Source organism: Stenotrophomonas sp. CC22-02, from assembly GCF_004365115.1.
GTDB classification, from domain to species: Bacteria; Pseudomonadota; Gammaproteobacteria; order Xanthomonadales; family Xanthomonadaceae; genus Stenotrophomonas; species Stenotrophomonas forensis.
Window position 1 is genome coordinate 34,864 of the sequence record NZ_SOCO01000003.1, and the last position, 21,566, is coordinate 56,429.

Annotated in this window: 19 protein-coding genes; 11 read left to right on the forward strand and 8 right to left on the reverse strand. The window is 66.8% G+C overall.

Going from position 1 to position 21,566, the window contains the following annotated elements; translation table 11 throughout:
- Positions 1 to 52: 52 nt before the first annotated feature.
- The gene (locus N440_RS19760; protein ID WP_133936391.1) at positions 53 to 619 is read left to right on the forward strand and encodes a hypothetical protein; all 567 of its coding nucleotides are present in this window, start codon (positions 53 to 55) and stop codon (positions 617 to 619) included.
- Positions 620 to 689: 70 nt separating this feature from the next.
- On the opposite strand, the gene N440_RS19765 is transcribed toward N440_RS19760, so the two are convergent.
- Positions 690 to 1,856: a PQQ-dependent sugar dehydrogenase gene (locus N440_RS19765; protein WP_133936392.1), complete on the reverse strand. Its 1,167-nt coding sequence runs from the start codon at positions 1,854 to 1,856 to the stop codon at positions 690 to 692.
- 168 nt (positions 1,857 to 2,024) lie between these two features.
- Here N440_RS19765 and yiaA point away from each other — a divergent pair, with 168 nt between their 5' ends.
- On the forward strand, positions 2,025 to 2,480 hold the full coding sequence (gene yiaA / locus N440_RS19770) for an inner membrane protein YiaA (RefSeq protein ID WP_133936393.1): 456 nt from the start codon (positions 2,025 to 2,027) through the stop codon (positions 2,478 to 2,480).
- 104 nt (positions 2,481 to 2,584) lie between these two features.
- Here the strand turns inward: yiaA and N440_RS19775 are convergent, their stop codons facing one another.
- The 6 genes from N440_RS19775 to N440_RS19800 form a co-directional block, all read right to left on the reverse strand.
- Positions 2,585 to 2,908, reverse strand: coding sequence for a hypothetical protein (locus tag N440_RS19775; protein ID WP_133936394.1), 324 nt, complete (start codon positions 2,906 to 2,908; stop codon positions 2,585 to 2,587).
- A gap of 108 nt (positions 2,909 to 3,016) precedes the next feature.
- Positions 3,017 to 4,318: an amino acid permease gene (locus N440_RS19780; protein ID WP_049444533.1), complete on the reverse strand. Its 1,302-nt coding sequence runs from the start codon at positions 4,316 to 4,318 to the stop codon at positions 3,017 to 3,019.
- Positions 4,315 to 5,076, reverse strand: coding sequence for a L,D-transpeptidase family protein (locus tag N440_RS19785; RefSeq protein ID WP_133936395.1), 762 nt, complete (start codon positions 5,074 to 5,076; stop codon positions 4,315 to 4,317). Before N440_RS19785 ends, N440_RS19780 begins: the two co-directional genes overlap by 4 nt.
- Before the next feature lie 15 nt (positions 5,077 to 5,091).
- The gene (locus N440_RS19790; RefSeq protein ID WP_133936396.1) at positions 5,092 to 5,940 is read right to left on the reverse strand and encodes a MurR/RpiR family transcriptional regulator; all 849 of its coding nucleotides are present in this window, start codon (positions 5,938 to 5,940) and stop codon (positions 5,092 to 5,094) included.
- A 586-nt stretch (positions 5,941 to 6,526) separates the two neighbouring features.
- Complete coding sequence (locus N440_RS19795; protein WP_040009090.1) at positions 6,527 to 7,621, reverse strand: dipeptide epimerase; 1,095 nt, start codon at positions 7,619 to 7,621, stop codon at positions 6,527 to 6,529.
- Positions 7,622 to 9,058, reverse strand: a complete 1,437-nt coding sequence (locus tag N440_RS19800; RefSeq protein ID WP_133936397.1) for an SH3 domain-containing protein — start codon at positions 9,056 to 9,058, stop codon at positions 7,622 to 7,624.
- 132 nt (positions 9,059 to 9,190) lie between these two features.
- On the opposite strand from N440_RS19800, the gene N440_RS19805 reads away from it, so the two are divergent.
- From N440_RS19805 to N440_RS19845, 9 genes are all read left to right on the forward strand, one after another.
- The gene (locus tag N440_RS19805; protein ID WP_133936398.1) at positions 9,191 to 10,681 is read left to right on the forward strand and encodes a transglutaminase domain-containing protein; all 1,491 of its coding nucleotides are present in this window, start codon (positions 9,191 to 9,193) and stop codon (positions 10,679 to 10,681) included.
- 51 nt (positions 10,682 to 10,732) lie between these two features.
- The gene (locus N440_RS19810) at positions 10,733 to 13,732 is read left to right on the forward strand and encodes a TonB-dependent receptor (protein ID WP_133936399.1); all 3,000 of its coding nucleotides are present in this window, start codon (positions 10,733 to 10,735) and stop codon (positions 13,730 to 13,732) included.
- A gap of 32 nt (positions 13,733 to 13,764) precedes the next feature.
- Complete coding sequence (locus tag N440_RS19815) at positions 13,765 to 15,306, forward strand: serine hydrolase domain-containing protein (RefSeq protein WP_133936400.1); 1,542 nt, start codon at positions 13,765 to 13,767, stop codon at positions 15,304 to 15,306.
- Entirely contained in the window at positions 15,239 to 15,952 is a 714-nt protein-coding gene (locus N440_RS19820; RefSeq protein ID WP_166671589.1) for a M15 family metallopeptidase, read from the forward strand. The genes N440_RS19815 and N440_RS19820 overlap by 68 nt, the downstream gene beginning before the upstream one ends.
- A 67-nt stretch (positions 15,953 to 16,019) precedes the next feature.
- A complete protein-coding gene (locus tag N440_RS19825) occupies positions 16,020 to 16,391 on the forward strand; it encodes a hypothetical protein (protein ID WP_004153927.1) in 372 nt (123 codons plus the stop codon).
- Between the two features lie 232 nt (positions 16,392 to 16,623).
- Complete coding sequence (locus N440_RS19830) at positions 16,624 to 17,034, forward strand: EF-hand domain-containing protein (RefSeq protein ID WP_004153928.1); 411 nt, start codon at positions 16,624 to 16,626, stop codon at positions 17,032 to 17,034.
- 95 nt (positions 17,035 to 17,129) lie between these two features.
- Positions 17,130 to 17,882: an HAD family hydrolase gene (locus tag N440_RS19835; RefSeq protein WP_133936401.1), complete on the forward strand. Its 753-nt coding sequence runs from the start codon at positions 17,130 to 17,132 to the stop codon at positions 17,880 to 17,882.
- Positions 17,883 to 17,913: 31 nt separating this feature from the next.
- Positions 17,914 to 18,402: a hypothetical protein gene (locus N440_RS19840; RefSeq protein WP_133936402.1), complete on the forward strand. Its 489-nt coding sequence runs from the start codon at positions 17,914 to 17,916 to the stop codon at positions 18,400 to 18,402.
- A 171-nt stretch (positions 18,403 to 18,573) separates the two neighbouring features.
- Positions 18,574 to 19,938, forward strand: coding sequence for a VOC family protein (locus N440_RS19845; RefSeq protein WP_133936403.1), 1,365 nt, complete (start codon positions 18,574 to 18,576; stop codon positions 19,936 to 19,938).
- Between the two features lie 72 nt (positions 19,939 to 20,010).
- On the opposite strand, the gene N440_RS19850 is transcribed toward N440_RS19845, so the two are convergent.
- Positions 20,011 to 21,525: an acetyl-CoA hydrolase/transferase family protein gene (locus tag N440_RS19850; RefSeq protein WP_053448609.1), complete on the reverse strand. Its 1,515-nt coding sequence runs from the start codon at positions 21,523 to 21,525 to the stop codon at positions 20,011 to 20,013.
- Positions 21,526 to 21,566 lie beyond the last annotated feature (41 nt).

The window sequence follows — 21,566 nt, forward strand, 5'->3', positions numbered from 1 at the left end:
CATCACTGGGCTGGGGCTACCATCGGGGCCTTGATCCGATGGAGCCCGCGTCATGCGCAAGATTGCTTTCCTGATTCCGGCCCTGCTGCTGGCCGCCTGTTCGCAGCCGGCACCCCCGGCCGAGCCTGCTGCCGATGCGCCGCCGCCGATGACCGGTTCCACCCCGGCCGAAGCGGCGGCCAGCACCACGCCGGACCCGGCCGCTGCACCGCAGGCAGCGGCAGAACACGCCAGCGAAAACTCCGCCCCCGCCGCCGAAGAGGGCGATGCACGCACGCGCATCGACAGCGTGCTGGGCGATGCCGCGCAGTACGAGAAGGTTTTCAACGCGTTCAAGACCGCCGTGGTCGGTGGTGACCGCGCGGCCGTGGTGGAGGAAGTGCGCTTCCCGTTGAACGTCGCTGGTGGCAAGAAGATCACCGGCCCGGGCGAGTTCCAGCGCAACTACGAGAAGATCATCACGCCGGCGGTGGTCAAGGCGATGTCCGAGCAGGACTTCGGCAAGGTCTTCGTCAACCAGCAGGGCGTGATGATCGGCGATGGCCAGGTCTGGCTGACCGGCGAGTGCCTGGACAAGGCCTGTGCGCGTACCGAGGTGAAGGTCGGCACCATCCAGTGAATGCGAACGGCCCCGTGTAAGGGGCCGTTGGGTAGGGGCGATGCCGGCCAGCGGCCGGCACTACCGGGCGTCAGGTCTTCGGGGTGAGCTTCAACAGGCGTGCCTTGCTGCCGTCTTCCAGCAGCCACAGCGCGCCATCCGGGCCCTGTTCCACTTCGCGGATGCGCTCGCCCATGTTGAAGCGTTCGGCTTCGCGCGCGCTGTCGCCGTCGAAGGCCACGCGCACCAGCGAGGTGGAGGACAGTCCACCGATGAAGCCGCTGCCCTTCCACTGCGGGAACAGGGTGCCGCTGTAGATCACGAAGCCGGCCGGGGAGATCACCGGCGTCCAGGTCACCTTCGGCGCGGCGAATTCCGGACGGGTGTCGTGGTCGGGAATCGGGCGGCCATCGTAGTGGTTGCCATTGGAGACAATCGGGTAGCCGTAGTTGGCGCCGCGCACGATCAGGTTCAGTTCGTCACCCCCGGCCGGGCCCATCTCGTGTGCCCACAGCTTGCCGTTGGCATCGAAGGCCATGCCGAGGATGTTGCGGTGGCCCAGCGACCACACCTGTGCGGCGACGCCCCCCTGCGAGGCGAACGGATTGTCGGCGGGCAGGCTGCCATCGTCGTTGAGGCGGATGATCTTGCCGAGGTTGCCGCTCATGTCCTGCGCAGGATCGAATTTCTGCCGCTCGCTGGAACTGATCCACAGCTTGCCGTCCGGACCAAAGGCGAGGCGGTGACCATAGTGGCCCTCACCGCTGACCTTGGGGCTTTGCCGCCAGATCACCTTCAGGTCCTTCAGCTGGCCGGCGCCGTTGGCGTCCAGCGCCAGCGTGGCGCGGGCGACGGCGGCACCACGGGTATCCAGCGTGCCTTCCTCGGCGTAGCTGAGGTAGATCACGTGGTTGAGGGCGAACTGCGGATGCAGGATCACATCGCCGAAACCGCCCTGGCCGCCATAGGCAACCTTGGGAACGCCGGTGATTTCGTGCTTCTGGCCGCTGGCCAGGTCCAGATGCTGCAGCTTGCCGCGCTTCTCGGTGACCAGCAGGCTGCCGTCGGGCAGGAAGGTCATCGCCCACGGTTGGTCGAAGCGGCTGACTTCGGTGGCGGTGAACGGGCGTTGGTCGGCGGCGCGGGTGGAAGCGGCGTTGGCGGCGGCCGGTGTCGTCTCCGGACCGGCAGCATTGCAGGCGGAGGTGGCGAGGATCGGCACCAGGCCGAGGGCGAGCAGCAGGGGCGTGCGGGTCATGGGTATCTCCAGTGCGGGGATGCGGATGGCCGGGCTGTCCCTTGTATACCATCGCAGCCGTGACCGTCGTGGCCCGAAGGTCCTGCGACCCCTGTGCGGCGGCTGTGGGATCGTCTAGGGTGGGCACGCCCGGGCAAAGCGTGCCCGTCTGACTGCCAAGGATCTGCAATGAACACTGCCATGCCCCACAAGCCGTCCACCGCCTTCATTGCCGCCTCATGGGTGGCGCTGCTGCTGGGGGCCGCGGCCTACCTGATCGGCCTGATCAACGCCACCTCGATGGCGCTCAACGAAAAGGGCTACTACCTGACCCTGCTGTTGTTCGGGCTGTTCGCGGCGGTCTCGCTGCAGAAGAGCGTGCGTGATCGCGTCGAGGGCATTCCGGTCAGTGGCCTGTACTACGCGCTGTGCTGGTTCGCGCTGCTGTCGGCACTGATGCTGCTGCTGGTCGGGCTGTGGAACGCCACCCTGGCATCGAGTGAGAAGGGCTTCTACGGCATGGCGTACGCGCTGTCGCTGTTCGGTGCGGTGGCGGTGCAGAAGAACACCCGCGACCTGATTGCCGCCGGTGGCGGCGAGAGCAGGCGCAGTGCGGTCGTGCCGCCGCTTCCGGAACAGGAATGATTCTGCAGAGCCGAGCCCATGCTCGGCTCCAGCAGGTTTTCTGTAAAGTCGAGCGGTGCTCGACTCTGAGCCGAGCATGGGCTCGGCTCTACAGGAGCCTGGCGTTATCGCTTCAGCTGCGGATCCGCCAGCTGCGCTTCCTCCCAGCCACGGCGCACCGCGCTGCGTGCCTGCGCCCAGTCCAGGCGGCTGCGGCCGCGCTCGCTGGCCCAGCGTGATTCCAGCTCGCCCTCCACCTCCTCGTAGGCGCGGATGATGTCCTGCGCACGCGCGGCGTGGCCGATGCGGTAGGCCGGTTCATAGTCCTCGAAGAACAGCTGGTCGTCGTAGTACGGCTCGGCGGTGTAGCGCTCGCGCCAGAAGTTGCTCACCGCATCGCGCGGCGTGCTGTCGTCCGGTACGCGGCCGGGAATCTGGTAATCGGTCATGGAAGGGCTCCGTTGTGGACGAAGCCTGATCGTGCCTGGGGGCGGGTTAACGGCCGGGGCCGGCAGCGTGATCGCCAGATCAATCCGCCGGTCAGGGCGCGCCACCGTTCACCCGGCGTCGGCATCCTTGCGCGGCAGTTTGTAGATCACTGCACCGATGGCGAACGCCACCAGCGCGGCGGCGATGTTCTGCCAGCTGGCACTGGCGAACAGCGCCAGGCACAGCAGCAGCGCCAGTACCGGAATCAGCGGGCCGCCGGGCAGTTTCAACGCGCCCGGGCGGTCGGCGTAGCGCTTGGCCAGTACCAGTACCGCAGCGGCGGTACCGATGTAGGCGAACAGGCGCGTGGTCATCGACAGCAACGCCAGCTGCACGAACGAACCGGACAGCGCCAGGCCGAGCGCGATCAGGCCCTGGCACAGGATCGACGCGGCCGGGGTATGGAAGCGCGGATGCACCTGCGCCAGGATCTTCGGCCCATAGCCATCGCGGGCCAGTGCGAACAGGAAGCGCGGGCCCATCATCATCGTGTTGCTGTTGGTGCCGAGGATGGAAATGGTGGCACCGATGGTCAGGATCAGCGCCAGCGCCTCGCCACCGAATCCGGCGGCGGCATCGGCCAGCGGCGTAGCCGAGCTGGACAGCCCGGCCAGCGTGCCCTGCGCCACCACCTGCACCGCACCGTAGATGACGGTGACGGTGATGATCATGGTGATCAGCGCGAACGGAATATCGCGGCGCGGATTGCGGTACTCGCCGGCGGCGGCCGGGATGTTCTCGAAGCCGGCGTAGGCGTACAGCAGCAGCAATGCGGCCTCGCCCATGCGCTGCAGGTCGTGCGGGTCCGGGCGCTGGCCGGAGAACGCCAGCTGCGGATCAATGTAGAACGCGCCGATGGCCACGAACAGCAGCAGCGGCAGCATCTTGCCGATCACCAGCACCACGCCGGTGCGCGCGGCCGAGCGCACGCCGATGATGTTGACCCCGGTGAGGAAGCCCAGCGATACCACGATCACCGCGATGCGACCCATGCCGGCACCGGCCCATGGCCAGAAGCGTGCGACCGCATCGGCCAGTGCATTGCTGAGCGCCGCGGCCGAGCTGATGCGGGTCAGCCAGATCATCCAGCCGATCTCGAACCCGGCGAAGCGGCCGAACGCCTCGCGCGCATACAGGTAGCTGCCACCCGGCTCATCGAAGTAGCTGGCGGCCTGCGCGTAGCACAGCACCAGCAGCGCGACGACGATGCCGGCGGCGACCACGCCCCACAGGCTGAAGGGCCCGAGCAGGGCGACGGTGGCGGCCGGCAGCAGGTAGATGCCGCTGCCGATCACATCGTTGATCGACAGGCCGACGATCTGCCAGCGACTGACCGCGCGCTGCAGCTGCGGTTCGTCCTGCGCGCTCAACGGGCGTCTCCGCCCAGTGCGGGCAGCTGCCACTGCGCCTGCAGGCGCTGGTACTCGGCGCGCGGCAGCAGCACGAAGCGCGGCGTGTCCTGCGGCCGCAGCCAGTCCAGCAGCGCCTGCATGCGCGCCAGCGGCATGGCAGTGCAGCCGGCCGTGGCCTCGCCGGGCTGGCGCCACAGATGGGCGAAGATGCAGCTGCCCTTGCCGGGCTGGTTGTCCGGGTTGTGGGCGATCACGAAGCCCTGCTGGTAGCGCACATCGCCCTTGTTGTGCAGGTCCAGCCGCATCGGCTCGGTGGAGCCTTCCACGGCTGCCTTGCCGACCTTTTTCGCATCGACGATGCGGTTGTAGAACGGCGAGGCGGGCACGTCCATGCAATAGCTGCTGTCGAGCATCGGCTGGTACGGCATCGCGGTGCCGGGGCGGGTGACGGCGTAGCCGAACGCGCTGCCGAGCGCGAACACACCGGCCGGGCTGCGGCCGTCGCCTTCCTGCTTCTGCGGGCCATCGGCCTGTGCCGGATGCAGGCCCAGCCCCCATGCGCTGCCGGTGCGGCCCAGTGCCACCGGGAATGGTTGCCCATGCGGGTGCCAACCCTTGCCATCGCGTACATATGCCTGCAGTTGGCCCTGGGTGCTGTCCCAGCCTTCGCTGGTGACCACGATCAACTGGCGCGCGCCGTCCAGCGGCGCGGCGTGGACGGCCCACGCTGTGGCAAGCAGCAGCGCGAAGGCGGCGAGGCGGGCCAGCGATTTCATCAACATGCGCTCCGGTCAGGAATCCAGCAGGTGGTCGATCCGCTCCAGGTTCACGGCCAGCTGCTGCTGGCGGTCCGGATTGGCGTGGCAGAGCAGCACGAACAGGAAATCCAGCAGGGCGTGCATGGCACTACGGTACAGCAGCTGCGCGACCTGCGGCGTGCGGTCGTGCGCGCAGACCGCCAGTGCCGCGTCCGCATGCGCGCGCAGCGGGTTGGCGGTGTGGCGGGTGATGGAAATCACCTTGCCCCCCATGTCCTGGAATTGCCGCGACAGCTGCGAAAGCTGGGGCAGGCTGCCGAATTCGGAGAACACCAGCAGCACATCGTTCGGGCGGGCCGCCGACAGGTTGGCCAGCATCAGGACCGGGTCGGTATGCGGCACCACCAGCAGCCCGAGCAGCGACAGCCGCATGGCGAACTCGCGGGCGTACAGGCCGTCATCGCCCAGCCCGTACACGAACAGCTTCGGGGCGCCATCGAGCAGCTGCACGATGCGTTCGATCTCCGCGCGCGGGTTGGCCTGGCGGGTTTCCTCTTCGGCCAGCGCCTTGCTTCGGCGCAGGGCCTCGCCCAGGCGCAGGTAGTCGTCGCCGCTGTCCGGCTCGCTCGGTGCCTGCTGCGGGTCGGTGCCGGCGCGCGCGACGTCCTGGCCGATGGAGTATTTCAGGTCCGGGTAGCCCTTGAAGCCGAGCTTCTGGCTGAACTTCACCACGCTGGACTGGCTGATGCCCAGCGCGCTGGCCAGCTGCTGGGACGAGTAATCGCGCAGCAGGTGGGCGTTGTCGAGGATGAAGTCGGCAATGCGGCGTTCGATGGCCGACATCTGCCCGCGCTCGGAGCGGATCTTCAGCAGGGGCGGCATGCGGGGTGTCCGGGCATGTGTAGGCGCGTTGCGGTTGGCAGCGTAGAGCGTGTCATGGAATGGGTCGGGCGGGTGGGATTTGCAGGGGACGCCGTGAATCCATCCATGGAGGCTTGGCCGCCGCATCCATGCGGCGGACACCCCTGCAAGCCCCACCCGCCCGACCCCGGACAGATCGTGCGCGTGCCAGCCGCGAAGGGGTTACGGGGTAGGGCAGGAGCAGGTGCATCCACGCATGGCGTGGATCTACTGGGGACGGTGGATGCTGTTGACGTTGAGTCCGCCTTCAAGCGAGCCGAGCACCGCAGGTCCGGCGAGGGCGAAGAGGCGCGGGTGTCTGAGCGAAGCGAGTTCCGCGCCGTCCCTCGGCGGGCCGAGGAGCGCAGGGTACCGACGTGCGCAGCACGCCGGCTCGCGGCCGGCGGAGCGTTTCTTTTGGTTACTTTTCTTTCCGCAGACCGCACTGCAGGAGCAGGGCGGAACGGCATTGCCGGCCCGCAGGGTGACGCACAAGGATGTGCGTCATCAAGAAAAGTAACGCCCGACCCAAAGTCAGTCGTACGCCAGGCCGGCCGCAAGGCAGAAATCACCCCAGCATCTCCAGCCCCCGCACTTCGGTGATGCCCAACCCCGGTACGTCGCTGATGCTGATCTCCGATTCGTTGAAATGCACGCCACCGCTGACCGGGTCGAACTGGCCCAGCGACGGGCCGTCCAGGTCGACCTTGGTGATCACATCGCTCTTGGCTACTGCCAGGTGCACCGCGGCGGCCACGCTGATGCTCGACTCGATCATGCAGCCGATCATGCACGGCACACCGTAGATGCCGGCGATGTCGGCAATGCGGATCGCGTTGGACAGGCCGCCGGTCTTCATCAGCTTGATGTTGATGATGTCCGCTGCGCGCTGCTGGATCAGGTCCATCACCTGGCTCGGGCTGAACACGCTTTCGTCGGCCATCACCGGCGTATTGACCCGGTCGGTGACGTACTTCAGTCCACTGATGTCAGCGGCTTTCACCGGCTGTTCCAGCAGTTCCAGCACCACGCCGGCCTCTTCCAGCGTACGCATCGCATGCACCGCCTGCTTGGCGGTCCAGCCCTGGTTGGCGTCGAGGCGCAGCAGGGCGCGGCCCTCGACGGCGGCATGGATCGCCTTGACCCGCTCGATGTCCAGGCCGATATCCTTGCCGACCTTGATCTTCAGCGACTCGAAACCACGTTCGATCGCCGACAGCGAGTCGGCCACCATCTTGTCGATGTAGTCCACGCTGATGGTGATGTCGGTGGTGATCACCGGGTCGCCGCCACCGAGCATCTGGTAAAGCGGTGCGCCATGCAGCTGCGCCCACAGGTCGTACAGCGCGATCTCCACCGCGGCCTTGGCGCTGGTGTTGCGCTCCATCGCGCTCTGCACCAGCCCGCACAGGCGGTTGAGGTTGACCACCTCCTGGCCGATCAGGCGCGGTGCGATGAAGTGGCGGATCGCTTCGATGATCGAACCATGGGTATCGCCGGTGATCACTGCCGTGGCCGGCGCTTCGCCATAACCGGTGTGGCCGGTGTCGGTGCGGATCAGCACCACCACGTCCTCCACGGTCTCCACCGTGCGCAGGGCGGTCTTGAACGGCGTCTTCAGCGGCACGCGCAGCATGCCCAGTTCGATGGCGGTGATCTTCATTCAGGGAGTCTTGGCTCGCAGGCGCTGGATGTTGGTGATGCGGTCGATGTAGCGGACGCTGTCGCTGGCCATCATCGGCTCCAGCGGCGTGACCGAAACACCATTGAGATGGGCCTGCACACGCGTGCCGTTGGCACCGAACCAGCTGCCACCCGCCGTATCGTGGATGACCCAGGTGCGGCCGTCGACGTGGCCGATGGCCATCATCACGTGGCCGGGGATGTAGACCAGGTCGCCTACCTGCAGTTCGGTGACGGCGCGGTCGCGCACGGTCTTGCCGTCCTTGCCGGTGAACGGCAGGCGGTCCAGCGCAGGGCTGACCGCCTGCGCGCTGGTATTGCGCGGCAGCAGCACGCCGAAGCTGCGGTAGATCTCGGACACGAACCCACTGCAATCGCGGGTGTCGTAGTCGTGGCCCCAGCCGTATCGCTCGCCGAGGAACTTGAAGGCCTGCTGCAGCAGCAGGCGCGGGGTCAGCGGCAGGTAGTCGGCGGCGGTGTCCTGCGAGCGCGGCAGCAGCGCCGGCACCAGCTTCAATCGACCATCGGCCTCGCGTACCGGCAACTGCACCACCCACGACGCATGCGCCTGCTGGCCGTTTACCGGCGTAGCAGCGGGCCAGCCGGCCAGCACCGGCAGGCGCACGCCCATGTCCAGCTGCAGGCGCGACACGCGCGGTTCTTCCGGGGTGTAGGCGGTCTGCGCGGTGGCGCCGGTGATGATGCGGTAGGGCCCCTGTGTGCCGTAGCCGAGTACCGTGGCCTTGTCACCGCTGGCAATCGCGTCGGCCTCGATCCACGCGCTGTAGCGCTCGCTGTGCACGAACAGCCAGCGGCCATCGGCACTGCGATGGACCACGGCCACCTTGTCGCCGGGGAACAGCGCCGATTCCTGGAAGCGGTCGATGTCGGTGTCACCGACGCTGCTGAAGACGCGCTCGCGGGTGGGGAAGGTGCGCAGCGCCGCACGCCTCACCACCAGCGCATACTGCGGCGCTGCCTGCGCGGGAATCGCCTCCAGCCCGAGGTTGGCTTCGATCGCGCGGCGCAGTGCCGGTGTGATGGGCTGGCCCTTGTCGTTGTAGAGGGCGCGCGTGGGCCAGCTCGACAGTGCGGTGATGCTGTCGTGCACCGCGGTTGCATCCAGCTGCGCGGGCAGCAAAGCGATGTCCTGGATGTGGCTGTCCTGCGCCCGCATCCGTGCGTTCTGCGCGTCGATCTGCGCGCGGTCGAGGATCGGCGCATCGGCGTTGTCCAGGCGCGCGGCCCAGTACTGCGGGGTCAGGAACGCCTCGTGCAGGCCGATCACATACGGCAGTGGTGCGCCGGGATCGGGTGCAGGAGTGGTCTGCGCAAAGGCGGGCGCCACCAGCAGACACAGCGCCAGGGTCAAGCGGCGCGGCCAATGCCGGTGCCGCTCGCGGGAAGCCAGGATCATGCGCTGCACACCCTCCTCGAATGCCTGTTGGAATATTTATTCCTTTCGGCCTCGAAATCAAGAATAAATTATTGACCGGCATCCCGGCCCGTGTTACACAGCCGTTACCACCCGCGCTGGGGAAGTGTCGCTGTGGATCCTGCCGTTCGCAAACCGCGTCTGACTGCTGCTGCCGGCCTGGGGGCCGCGCTGCTGCTGTGGGCGTGGTCGGCGGGCGCGGAGCCGCCACCCTCGGCCATCCAGTTCGCGCGGGTCGTGCAGATGATCGACGCGGGACGGTTCTCCGAAGCCTATAGCGAATTGAATACCTGGTCGGCGGCCGATGCGGCGGAACCGGGCGTCAGTTTCGATGACATCGCGTTCCAGGAAGAACGCATGCGCCGCATCCGCCTGGATTTTTCCCTCGACGAAACCGCCGCCAAGGCCGCCGTGCGGCGCTGGATTCCCGACCTGACCGACGAGGAATTCGCGCGCTGGGATCAACTCGGCCTGATCGAGCACCTCGATATCGATGGCACGCGCTGGTACTTCAAGCGCGCACCGTCGAACCTGTTCCTGCTCAGCGATGAAGCACGTGCACGCCGCCGCGCGGATGCACCGATGCCGGCACCGGGCCCGAACGAGGTGCTCAACGCGCACCACGCACGCGTGCTTGCCGCGGCCGATCAGAGCGGCAAGGCCTCGGTGCTGCCGCAGCGCATTGAATTCACCCAGTCGCTCACCGTGAAGGCCGATGCGGTGCCGGCCGGCGAGATCGTGCGCGCATGGATTCCGTACCCGCGTGAGATTCCCGGCCAGCAGGAACAGGTGCAGTGGCTGGGCAGTACGCCCGGCAAGGCACACGTGGCCCCGGCCGGTACCCTGCAGCGCACCGCCTACCTGGAAGCCAAGGCCGTGGCCGGCAAGCCGACCCGTTTCGAGGTCCGCTACGCGATCACGATCTTCGCCCGGCATACCGCGATCGATCCGGCCAAGGTGCAGCCGACGCCAGCCGATCCGGCGCTGCAACCTTACCTGTCCGAGCAGCTGCCGCATGTGCGCTTCACTCCCGCACTGAAGCTGTTCTCCAACCAGGTGCTGCAGGGTGAGACGCGGCCGTATGAGGTGGTGCGCAAGCTGTTCGCTGCCGTTGATCGCATTCCGTGGGCCGGTGCGCGCGAATATTCCACGATCAGCAACCTCAGCGATTACGCGTTGCGTGCCGGCCATGCCGACTGCGGTCAGCAGACGCTGCTGTTGATCACGCTGCTGCGCATGAACGGCATTCCCGCGCGCTGGCAGTCGGGCATGGTGTTCTCCGACGATGGCAGTGGCTACAACAACCTGCACGACTGGGGGCAGGTCTACCTGGCGCCGTATGGCTGGCTGCCGATGGACGTGACGACCGGCGCACTGGCCAGCGACGTGCCGGCCCTGCGCAACTTCTACCTGGGTGGCCTCGACGGCTACCGCATCGCCTTCAACGATGATTTCGGCCAGCCCCTGGTGCCGGCCAAACAGCACTTCCGCTCGGAAACGGTCGACTCGCAGCGCGGCGAGGCTGAGTGGGCAGGCGGCAACCTGTACTTCGACCAGTGGAGCTACGACTTCCAGTGGCGGGTACTGCCAGCCAGGCAACGCTAGCGCGACACATCACACTCCACACCACTCAATTCTTGCAGGAGAGAGCAGGGGATGAAGGCATACAGCATCACACGGGCGGCGTTGTACGTCGCGCTCGGGGCGTGTCTGGGCGTGATCGCGCCCAGCGCATTCGCACAGGATGGTTCGGTGGTTGGCCGCTTGAGCAGCGACGCCGGCCAGGTACCGGCCGGTGCCACGGTAACCGTACGCAATCCGGCCACGGGCTTCGTCCGTTCGGTACAGGCCGAAGCCAATGGCAGCTACCGCATCCCGCTGCTGCCGGTCGGCACCTACGAGATGGACGTGAGCTTGCCGGGAGGAGTGGCAAGCCGTGTTGGCCAGGTTACCGTCAGCCTGGGCAGTGCGACTACGGTGAACGTGCCGCTGGGTGCGGTCAGCACGCTGGGCACGGTCGAAGTGCGTGCTCCGCAGGTGGTGTCGATGGTGGACGTGAAGTCCACCGAGTCGGCCACCAACATTACCCGCGAGGAGTTGTCGCGGCTGCCGGTGGACCGTGACATCACCGCCGTGGCCCTGCTGGCGCCGGGTGCGGTGAAGGGCAAGGGCTCACTGGGTGGGCAGGGCATCTCCTTCGGGGGCTCATCGGTGGCCGAGAACACTGTGTACATCAACGGGCTGAACGTCACCGACTTCTACAACCGGGTTGGCTTCTCCTCCGTGCCGTTCTCGTTCTACCAGGAGTTCCAGGTCAAGACCGGCGGCTACTCGGTGGAGTTCGGGCGCAGTACCGGTGGTGTCATCAACGCGGTGACGCGCTCGGGCAGCAACGATTTCAAGGCCGGCGCCGAACTGGTGTTCGAGCCACGCGCGTGGCAGTCGCAGGCGCGCGACCGCTACGACGGCAGCGGCAGCCGCTACATCACTGCCAGCCGCGACGACTACAGCCGCAGCGCGCTGAACGTGTTCGCCTCCGGTGCGCTGGTGCAGGACCGGTTGTTCTTCTTCGGCATGTACGAAGCCCGCGACTATCGCCCGACATCGACCAACGACGCCGGTACCCGCCTCAACCAGGGCAAGGCCGATGATCCGTTCTGGGGCGGCAAGCTCGACTGGCGCATCACCGACAACCAGATGTTCTCGCTGTTCGGCTTCTCCGATCGCAACAAGACGCTCACCGACGTCTACGCCTATGACTACGAGCGTGGCAGCACCGTGGGCGAACGTGCCAACCAGATCATGAACACCGTGGGTGGCCGCAACTGGTCGGGCACCTACAGCTGGCAGGTGAACAACGACCTGACCATGAAGCTGATGTACGGCGAGAACAAGCGCAACCGCGTGCAGAGCTCGCTGATGGACGAGAACTGCAATCGGGTCTTCGACAATCGTACCGCCAGCCAGGGCGTGCCCACCGCGCTGCAGGGTGATCGCAGCTGTACCAGCAGTTCCCAACTCGAATCCGCGCTGGATACGCGCAAGGCGGCACGCGCCGATTTCGAATGGACACTGGGCAACCATCTGCTTCGCTTCGGGCTGGACCGCGAGGAGAACACGTCCGACTACAGCCGCGCCTATCCCGGCCCGGGCGGCCTGCGTTACGACATCTACGCGCGCACGCCGGGCAGTTCGCTGAACGGCGGCGTGGTGCCGGCCAGTGGACTGGTGGCACGCACCCGCCGCTATGAGGTGGAAGGCGCATTCGAAACGATCAACTCCGCGTACTACCTGGAAGACAACTGGCAGGTGACGCCAAACCTGCTGCTCAATCTCGGCCTTCGCATGGAAGCCTTCGACAACAAGGGCGGCGACGGCAGCAGCTACATCAAGATCGACAACATGCTGGCGCCCCGCCTGGGCTTCTCGTGGGACGTGCGTGGCGATGGCACCACCAAGGTGTTCGGCAATCTCGGCCGCTACTTCCTGCCGGTGGCCAACGTCATCAACATCAAGCAGGCCGGTGGCTTCCTCGACGAACGCACCTGGTATGAGTTCCTGGGCTACAGCGGCGCGGCCAACAACGTGCCGGTGCTGGGCGCACAGATCGGACCGGTGGACAACTCGCAGGGCGATGGCAGCGTTCCGGACCTGCGCGCCGAAGTGAACCGCGACATGGATCCGGTCTACCAGGACGAAGCGATCCTGGGCTTCCAGCAGATGATCAACGAAGCCTGGTCGATCGGCGCCAGCGTGACCTACCGGCGCCTGCATAACGCCATCGATGACATGAACATCACCGCCACCGGCCAGTGCGGTGCGATTGACGGCGTGTGGATCATGGGCAACCCGGGGCGCACCAACACCGTGTGGGGCGATACCGATTGTGACGGCCGCAATGATGGCTGGATCAGCATCGATACGTCGAAGGAAGGCTGGGCGCTGTATGACGACAACGGCAACTATGTCGGCCAGCGCGGCTGGGTGAAGCCCAAGCGCGACTACAAGGCGCTGGAGCTGCAGGTCGATCGTGCCTGGGATGGCAAGTGGGGCTTCAACGCGTCCTACACGCTGGCCTACGGCCGCGGCAACGCCGAAGGTCCGGTCAATTCCGATACCGACTTCGCCGATGCCGGGCGCACCGAGAACTTCGACAATCCGTGGGTGAACTACGGCGGCTATGGCTACCTGGCCAACGATCGCCGCCACCAGTTCAAGTTCCGCGGCAGCTACGCGCTGACCGAGAACCTGAGCGTGGCCGCGACCCTGGGCGTGCAGTCGGGCAGCCCGATCACCCGCTTCGGCGCAGGCAATCCTTTCGATGCGACCGACTTCCACAGCTACTACGTGTGCGTGTCCAACTGCCAGGCCACGGTGCCGTCCGAACGGGTGTTCGTGCATTCCCCGCGTGGGGGTGATGGGCGCACGCCGTGGACCTACGATCTGGACGTGAGCGTGTCCTACAAGGTGCCGATCCCCACCGACCTGCGCCTGAAGCTGGCGGTGTACAACGTGCTCAACCAGCAGCGCGTGGTGACCGTGGACCAGGACTACGAACCGCAGGACAGCATCGGCACGCCGAACCCGCTGTTTGGCTACGGTACCGGGTTCCAGTCGCCGCGCTACGCGCAGCTGACCGTGACATGGGCGTACTGACGCCCATCGTGCACGCGCGGCGTGGCCTCTGCATGGCCGCCTTGGCAGTGTTTCCGGCTGCGGCAGCGCAGCCGGCCGGCACCGCATCCATCGATGCCGATGTCGCGGCCGTGGTCCAGCACGAACATCTGCCCGGGCTGGCCATGGCCGTGGTCGAGCAGGGGCGGGTGGTCTACCGGCACGCCGAAGGCGCGCGCGGCGATGGCGGGCGCATTGATGAGGACACGCTGTTCAAGATCGCCTCCAACAGCAAGGCGATGACCGCCGCGCTTCTGGCGCGCCTGGTGCAGCAGGAAAAGCTGCGCTGGGATGACCCTGTGCAGCGCTATCTGCCGGCGTTCCGCATGCATGACGCATGGGTGGGCCAGCAGATGCAGGTGCGCGACCTGCTGATCCACAACAGCGGCCTCGGCCTGGGGGCGGGCGACCTGATGCTGTGGCCAGAGCCGAACACGTTTACCCGTGCCGACATCATCGCCGGGCTGGCGCATTTGAAGCCGGTCAGCAGCTTCCGCAGCCACTACGCTTACGACAACCTGATGTATGTGGTGGCCGGCGAAGTGGCCACTGCGGCCGGTGGCAAGCCCTATGACCAGCTGATGCGCGAACAGGTGTTCGAGCCACTGGGCATGGCACGCTGCCAAGTGGGGGAGTGGTCGGTGAAACGCGTGGGCAACGTGGCGCAACCGCATGCCTGGCGCGGCGAACGCAACGAGGTGGTGAACATCGATGGGGCCATCAGCCCCGACCTGCCCTCCATGGCGGCCGGTGGCATCCGCTGCTCGCTGCGTGACATGACGCGCTGGATGCAAGTGCTGCTGGATCCCACGCTGGCGCCGGACTGGCTGGGCGCTGAGCAGCGCCGCACGCTGTGGACCCTGCACATGCCGATGCCGCTGGGCGAACGGCAGCGGCGCTGGGACAACGCGCACTTCTACGGTTATGGCTACGGCTGGCGTGTGTCGGACATGGACGGGCAGTGGAAGGTGGCGCACACCGGCACGCTGTCGGGCATGTATTCGTCGCTGGCGCTGCTGCCCGACCGCAAGGTGGGCGTGGTGATGCTGATCAACGGCGAGGGCGAGGATGCGCGTACCGCGCTGATGCAGGCCATGCTGAAGCGCTTCACCGCACCCGATGAAGCGCGGCCGGCGATGGAGTACCTGGCTGAACTGAAGGCTGACCAGGCCACGCGGGCGGCAACCGGCCATCAGCGGCCGATGACTTCGGATGCACGGCAGGCATCGGCTTCCGATTTGCCCCGCTGGCAGGGCCGCTACACCGACCCGTGGCTGGGTCCGGCCTCGCTGTGCCCGGGCAAGGACGGCCTGCGTTTCAGCGTGGACAAGTCGCCCAGGTTGCAGGCCACGGTACTGCAGCTGCAAGGGCGCTGGCTGCTGCGCTGGGATACGCTGGGCGACGAAGCGCAGGCGTGGCTGCAGCCGGGCGAAGGCCTGTCGCCGACGCTGGACCTGCGCGCCATCGATCCGGACATCGACTTCAGCTATGACTTCCAGGACCTGCATTTCACTCGTACTGGCGATTGCCCTGGCCACGACCGCCAGCGCCACTGAGGTACCGCGCGTTTCAGCGGCCACCGATGCGGCCAGCGCCGGACTGGTGGAGATCCGCACGCTGTCGCCGCGCATCGACATGGACATCCGTTACGCCGGCGCCAACAACTTCACCGGCGCGCCGGTACCCGGCTACGAGGCGCCTTCCTGCTATCTGCTGGCGCCCGTGGCGAAGGCACTGGCCCGGGTGGAGCGGGATCTGCGCGCAGATGGATGGGGTCTGCGGATCTACGACTGCTATCGACCGGTGCGCTCGGTGCAGGCCTTCATGGCCTGGGTGAACGACCCGCGCGAGCTTTCGCGCAAGGCATTGCAGTATCCGGACCTGGACAAGCCGCACCTGCTGGCCGACGGCTACATCGCCCAGCGTTCCGGCCATAGCCGCGGTGCCACCGTCGACCTCGGCCTGCTCGATTGCCGCAGCGGTACCTGCACGCCGCTGGACATGGGGACGGATTTCGATTTCTTCGGGCCGCGTGCGCATACGCAGACGAGCGGACTGAGCGACGTGCAGCAGGCGAATCGACAGCGGCTTGTGCGCGCGATGGCACGGCGCGGTTTCGTGAATTACCCGCAGGAGTGGTGGCACTACACGCTGCAGCCCGAACCGGACCCCGGCACCGCGTACGACGTCCCGGTGCGGTAGGGGTATCTGCAGGGCGCCGCCCTGCCGATACCCTTACACTGGCCGCCTTCTCATCCCTGCCCACCCGATGAACCTTCCCCTGCACTTCGGCCTGCTCGGCACCCTGGAAGCCGGCGCCATCGCCCTGCTGGTCGGCCTGCTGGTGTACTTCCTGTGGTCGCGCCTGTGCCGGCTGCTGCACTGGTCGGTGGGCCATGCGATCGGTTGGGCGTGCGTCATCTCGGTGGTGATCTCCACCGGCATCGATGCATGGAAGCTGTTCTACATGGGCATCGTGCGGCTGGAGTCGCCGCTGTATGCGCGCCTGTTCCTGTCCACCATCCACGATCCGAACGAACTGGGCAGCCGCGTGGTGCTGGAAATCGCCGGTGCGCTGGCCGGTGTTGCATTGGGATGGGTGATGTTCAGTTCGCGGTCATTGGAAAAAACCGTCGACTGACGCAGGTTTTTCGTTGCCTGCCGGTTAAATCCCGCTGCGCTGAATGCGCAGCTTATGAGCTGCTCACTCCGCCCTAACCAGCGTGCTAATGCATGCGCGCAGGCCAGTGGTTAATCGCGTGTATGCATGCCGGTCGCAACCCAAAATCGATTCAGAAAGGCGGTGGCAGGGTAGGTGCCGTGCGGAGACAACACGCCGCGCAACACCACCCAATCGGTAGGAGACACCCCTGATGACTATTCGCAACCGCAAGCCCCTGATCGCCCTGATCGTCGCCGCCGGCAGCGTGCTGGCCATCCCGGCGATGGCCCAGTCGGCCAAGCAGCAGGCCGCGCAGGCGCAGAATGAAGCCGCGCAGGCCCAGCAGGCGGCGGCACAGGCCGGGCAGGCGGCTGACCAGGCCACCAACGCGGCCGCAGCGGCCTCGGCACAGGCCAATGGCGGTGGCCAGACCTGGGCCAGCATCGACACCGATGGCAACGGCACCATCAGCAAGAGCGAGGCACAGGTGAACGCGGGCCTCGCCCAGGTGTTCGACCAGGCCGATACCAACAAGGACGGCGAGCTGAGCGCCGATGAGTACAAGGCCTACGTGGCCGCCCAGCAGGCCGGCGCAGGTGCCGGCGCGGCGCAGGGCCGCTGATCCACACCTGATTCGGGAAAACCGGTGCATGGGGACCCGGGCGGCTACGGCCGCCCGGGTTTTTCCCGTCCACCGGGCCCCTGTATCCTTGGCGGATGAATACCCCCATGCCTGCGCCGTCGCGCGCCATCGGCCTGGTTGGTTTTGACGGTGATGACACGCTGTGGAAGAGCGAGGACTACTACCGCAAGGCCGAGCAGGATTACCTGGACCTGCTGTCGCGCTACGTCGACGTGCACGACACCCAGACCGCCCGCCACCTGCTGGAAGTGCAGCAGCGCAACCTGGCCGTGTTCGGCTATGGCGTGAAGGGCATGGTGCTGTCGATGATCGAAGCGGCCATCGATATCACCGGCCAGCGCATCGACGCCAAGGACATCCAGCGCATGCTGGACATCGGCCATGACACCCTGCGCCACCCGGTCGAGCTGATCGACGGCGTGCGCGCATCGGTGGCGGCCATTGCCGAACAGTACCCGGTGGTGCTGATCACCAAGGGCGATCTGTTCCATCAGGAAGCCAAGATCAAGGTGGCCAACCTGCGCGAGTTGTTCCCGCGCATCGAGATCGTCTCGGAGAAGGACCCGGAGACCTACGCGCGCGTGCTGGCCGAGTTCGACCTGCCGATGCAGCGCTTCGTGATGGTCGGCAACTCGCTGCGCTCGGATATCGAGCCGGTGGTCACCCTTGGCGGCTGGGGCGTGCATACCCCGTACGCGGTGACCTGGGCCCACGAGACCCAGCACGGCGTGGCCGACGACGAACCGCGCATGGTCACTGCCGATACCGCGCATGACTGGCCGGCCGCGCTGGCCGCGATCGAGGCCAAGGCGGCTGCGGCGGCCTGACAGGGCCGGGCGGCTGCGGCAGAATCGGGGCATGAACGTCCGACTGCGCGCACTGATGCTGTCCCTGCTGCTGGCGCCGGCCACCGTGCTGGCCCAGCAGACCGCCGAGCGCTCGGCGGCCTACACCGTGGAAACCGGTGACCGCTGGATTGATGCCCAGCTGCAGGACATCAACCATTACGCCGAACGCTACCCCGACGCCTTCCTCGACGAGGTATCGCGCTATGCCGGCGTGCCGCGCGGCTACATCAGCGCACTGTTCACCACCCATGGCTGGCAGGCCGGGGATATCTATTTCGCCTGTTTCTGGGCCAAGGCCAGCGACCAGACCTGCCGTGACAGCGTGCGCGCCTTCAGCCAGGACCCGGAGGGGGGCTGGGAGGCGGTGGTCACGCGCATGCCGGTGAAACCGGACAACCTGCATGTCCGCGCGGTGCGCCACGCCATCGTGGCCAGCTACCAGCACTGGGACCGGCCGATCACCCTGGATGCCACGCTGAAGCGCCAGCTGAAGCGGTAGTGCCGGCCGCTGGCCGGCAATTCCTATCCTATGCTCCAGGCATCCAGAGGTTGCCGGCCAGCGGCCGGCACTACCCGATCGCGGTCATGTTGCTCTGCATATCGCAGCCGCCGCGCGCTCCGGCGACAATACGTGTTCGAGCTGTTCCCCGTTCCCGTAATCGAGTGACTGATGAGCGCCTCTTTCGTTTCGCCTGATGTGATCCGCCGCCTGTTCGCCCAGGCCATGTCCCGCATGTACCGCACCGAAGTGCCGCTGTACGGCACGCTGGTGGAACTGGTGGAGCGGATCAACGCGCAGGTGCTGGACCAGGACCCGGCGCTGGCCGCGCAGCTGCAGCGCAACGACGAGCGCGCGCGCCTGGACGAGGAGCGCCATGGCGCGATCCGCGTCGGCACCGTGCAGGAACTGGCCACGCTGCGCCGCCTGTTCGCGGTGATGGGCATGTTCCCGGTCGGCTACTACGACCTGTCGGTGGCCGGCGTTCCGGTGCACTCCACCGCGTTCCGGCCGCTGACCGGTGCCGCGCTGGCACAGAATCCGTTCCGCGTGTTCACCTCGCTGCTGCGCCTGGAGCTGATCGAAGACGAAGCGCTGCGCGCCGAGGCTGCGCGCATTCTCGAACGCCGCCGCATCTTCACCGAGGGCGCGCTGGCGCTGATCGACCAGGCCGAGCGTGACGGTGGCCTGTCGCAGGAAGATGCCGAACGTTTTGTCGAAGAAGCGCTGGAAACCTTCCGCTGGCACGGCGACGCCACCGTCGACCTGCCGACCTACCACGCCCTCAACAAGGCACACCGGCTGGTAGCCGATGTGGTCAGTTTCCGTGGCCCGCACATCAACCACCTGACCCCGCGCACGCTGGATATCGACGCGGCGCAGGCGGCGATGATCGAGCACGGCATGGCCGCCAAGGCGGTAATCGAAGGCCCGCCGCGCCGTGCCTGCCCGATCCTGCTGCGCCAGACCAGCTTCAAGGCACTGGAAGAAGCGGTGCATTTCCCGGACAGCGAAGGCGGTGATGCCGGCACGCATACCGCGCGCTTCGGCGAGATCGAGCAGCGCGGGCTTGCGCTGACCCCGAAGGGCCGCGCGCTGTACGACCAGCTGCTGTCGCAGGCACGCGATGCCGGTGGCGAAGGCAGCACCGGTGGCGACTACGGCCAGCGCCTGCAAGCGGTGTTCGCCAGCTTCCCGGATGACCATGACACGCTGCGCCAGGAAGGCCTGGGCTACTACCGCTACCAGCTGACCGACGCCGGCCGCGCCGCGCCGGAACGCGTGGCCGATCTGCCGGCCGAAGTGCTGGTGGCCACCGGCCTGGCCACTGCCGACCCGATCGTCTACGAGGATTTCCTGCCGGTCAGCGCCGCGGGCATCTTCCAGTCGAACCTGGGTGGTGAAGAACAGCGCGCCTATGCCGCGCACGCCAACCGCGAGGCCTTCGAGCAGGCGCTGGGCGTGGCGGTGAATGACGAGTTCGAGATCTACGAGCGGCTGCAGGCCGAATCGCTGGCGGCGCTGCGCGCCGCGTGAAGGTAGAGCCGGCCGTTGGCCGGCTGTTCCGGGGAGCCGGCCAGCGGCCGGCTCTACCAGGGTTCGCGGGCCTCAACCCTTCATCGTGCCGGTATCCAGCCAGCGCTGGTGCCACGATAGTGCTTCCGGCAGCAGGTGCGGGGTGTGCTTGCCGTAGCTCTCGCGGCTGGCACGGTCGAAGTAGTCCTGCAGCTGCGCGCGGAAATCCGGGTGCGCACAGTTGTCGATCAGCACCTGCGCACGCTTGCGCGGGGTCAGCCCACGCAGGTCGGCCAGGCCCTGTTCGGTGACGATCACCGACACGTCGTGCTCGGTGTGGTCGACGTGGCTGGCCATCGGCACGATCGCCGAAATGGTGCCGTTCTTGGCGGTGGACGGGCTCAGGAAGGCGGACAGGAAGCCATTGCGGGCAAAGTCACCCGAACCACCGATGCCGTTCATGATCCGCGTGCCCATCACGTGCGTCGAATTGACGTTGCCGTAGATGTCCACTTCGATCATGCCGTTCATGCCGATGCAGCCGAGGCGGCGCACCAGTTCCGGATGGTTGGAGATCTCCTGCGTGCGCATGATGATGCGCTCGCGGTAGAAATCGATGTGCTCCTTGAACGTCTCGTTGGCCTGCGGGCTCAGTGCGAAGCCGGTGCACGAGGCGTAGCTCAGCACGCCATCGCGCAGCAGGTCGAGCATGCCGTCCTGGATCACTTCGGTGAACGCGGCCAGGTCGCGGAAACCACTCTTGGCCAGGCCGGCCAGCACCGCGTTGGGGATGTTGCCCACGCCCGACTGCAGCGGCAGCAGGTTCGGCGGCAGGCGGCCCTTCTTCACTTCGTGCTTGAGGAACTCGATCAGGTGCGCGGCGATCTGCTCGCTGGTCGCATCGATCGGGCTGAACGGGCTGTTGCGGTCCGGGCCGTTGGTGCGCACCACCGCCACGATCTTGTCCGGGTCGCAGCGCAGCGCGGTGTCACCGATGCGGTCGTTGGCGTTCACCAGCGGAATCGGCTTGCGGTGCGGCGGCAGCGCGGTGCCGTAGTAGATGTCATGCATGCCGTCGACGCCGGCCGGCTGCCATTCGTTGACCTCGACGATCACCTTCTTCGCCAGGTCCAGCCAGGTCTTGTTGTTGCCCACCGAGGTGGAGGGCACCAGCGAGCCATCCTCGCGGATGGCCGACACTTCGATCACGGCGGTATCGATCTCGCCGTAGAAGCCGAACCACACGTGCTGGGCGACGTGGCTGAGGTGGATGTCGATGTAATCCAGCTTGCCCTCGTTGATGCGGTTGCGCGCATCCGGGTCGCTCTGGAACGGCATGCGCATGGCGATGCCATCGGCCTTGGCCAGCGCGCCATCGAGTTCCGGCGCGGTGGAGGCGCCGGTCATCAGCTTGATCTGGAAGGGATTGCCCTGGGCATGCACCGCTTCGATGCGGCGCGCCAGTTCGACGGGAACGGCCTTGGGATACCCGGAGCCGGTAAAGCCGCTCATGGCCACGGTTTCACCGGGCTGGATCAGCGCGGCTGCGGTCTCGGCGGAGACCACGCGGTCACGAAGACGCGCGTTGGCGATGCGATCAACAGACATGACGACAGTGTTTCTGGGGGGAAACCCGATTATCGGCCATC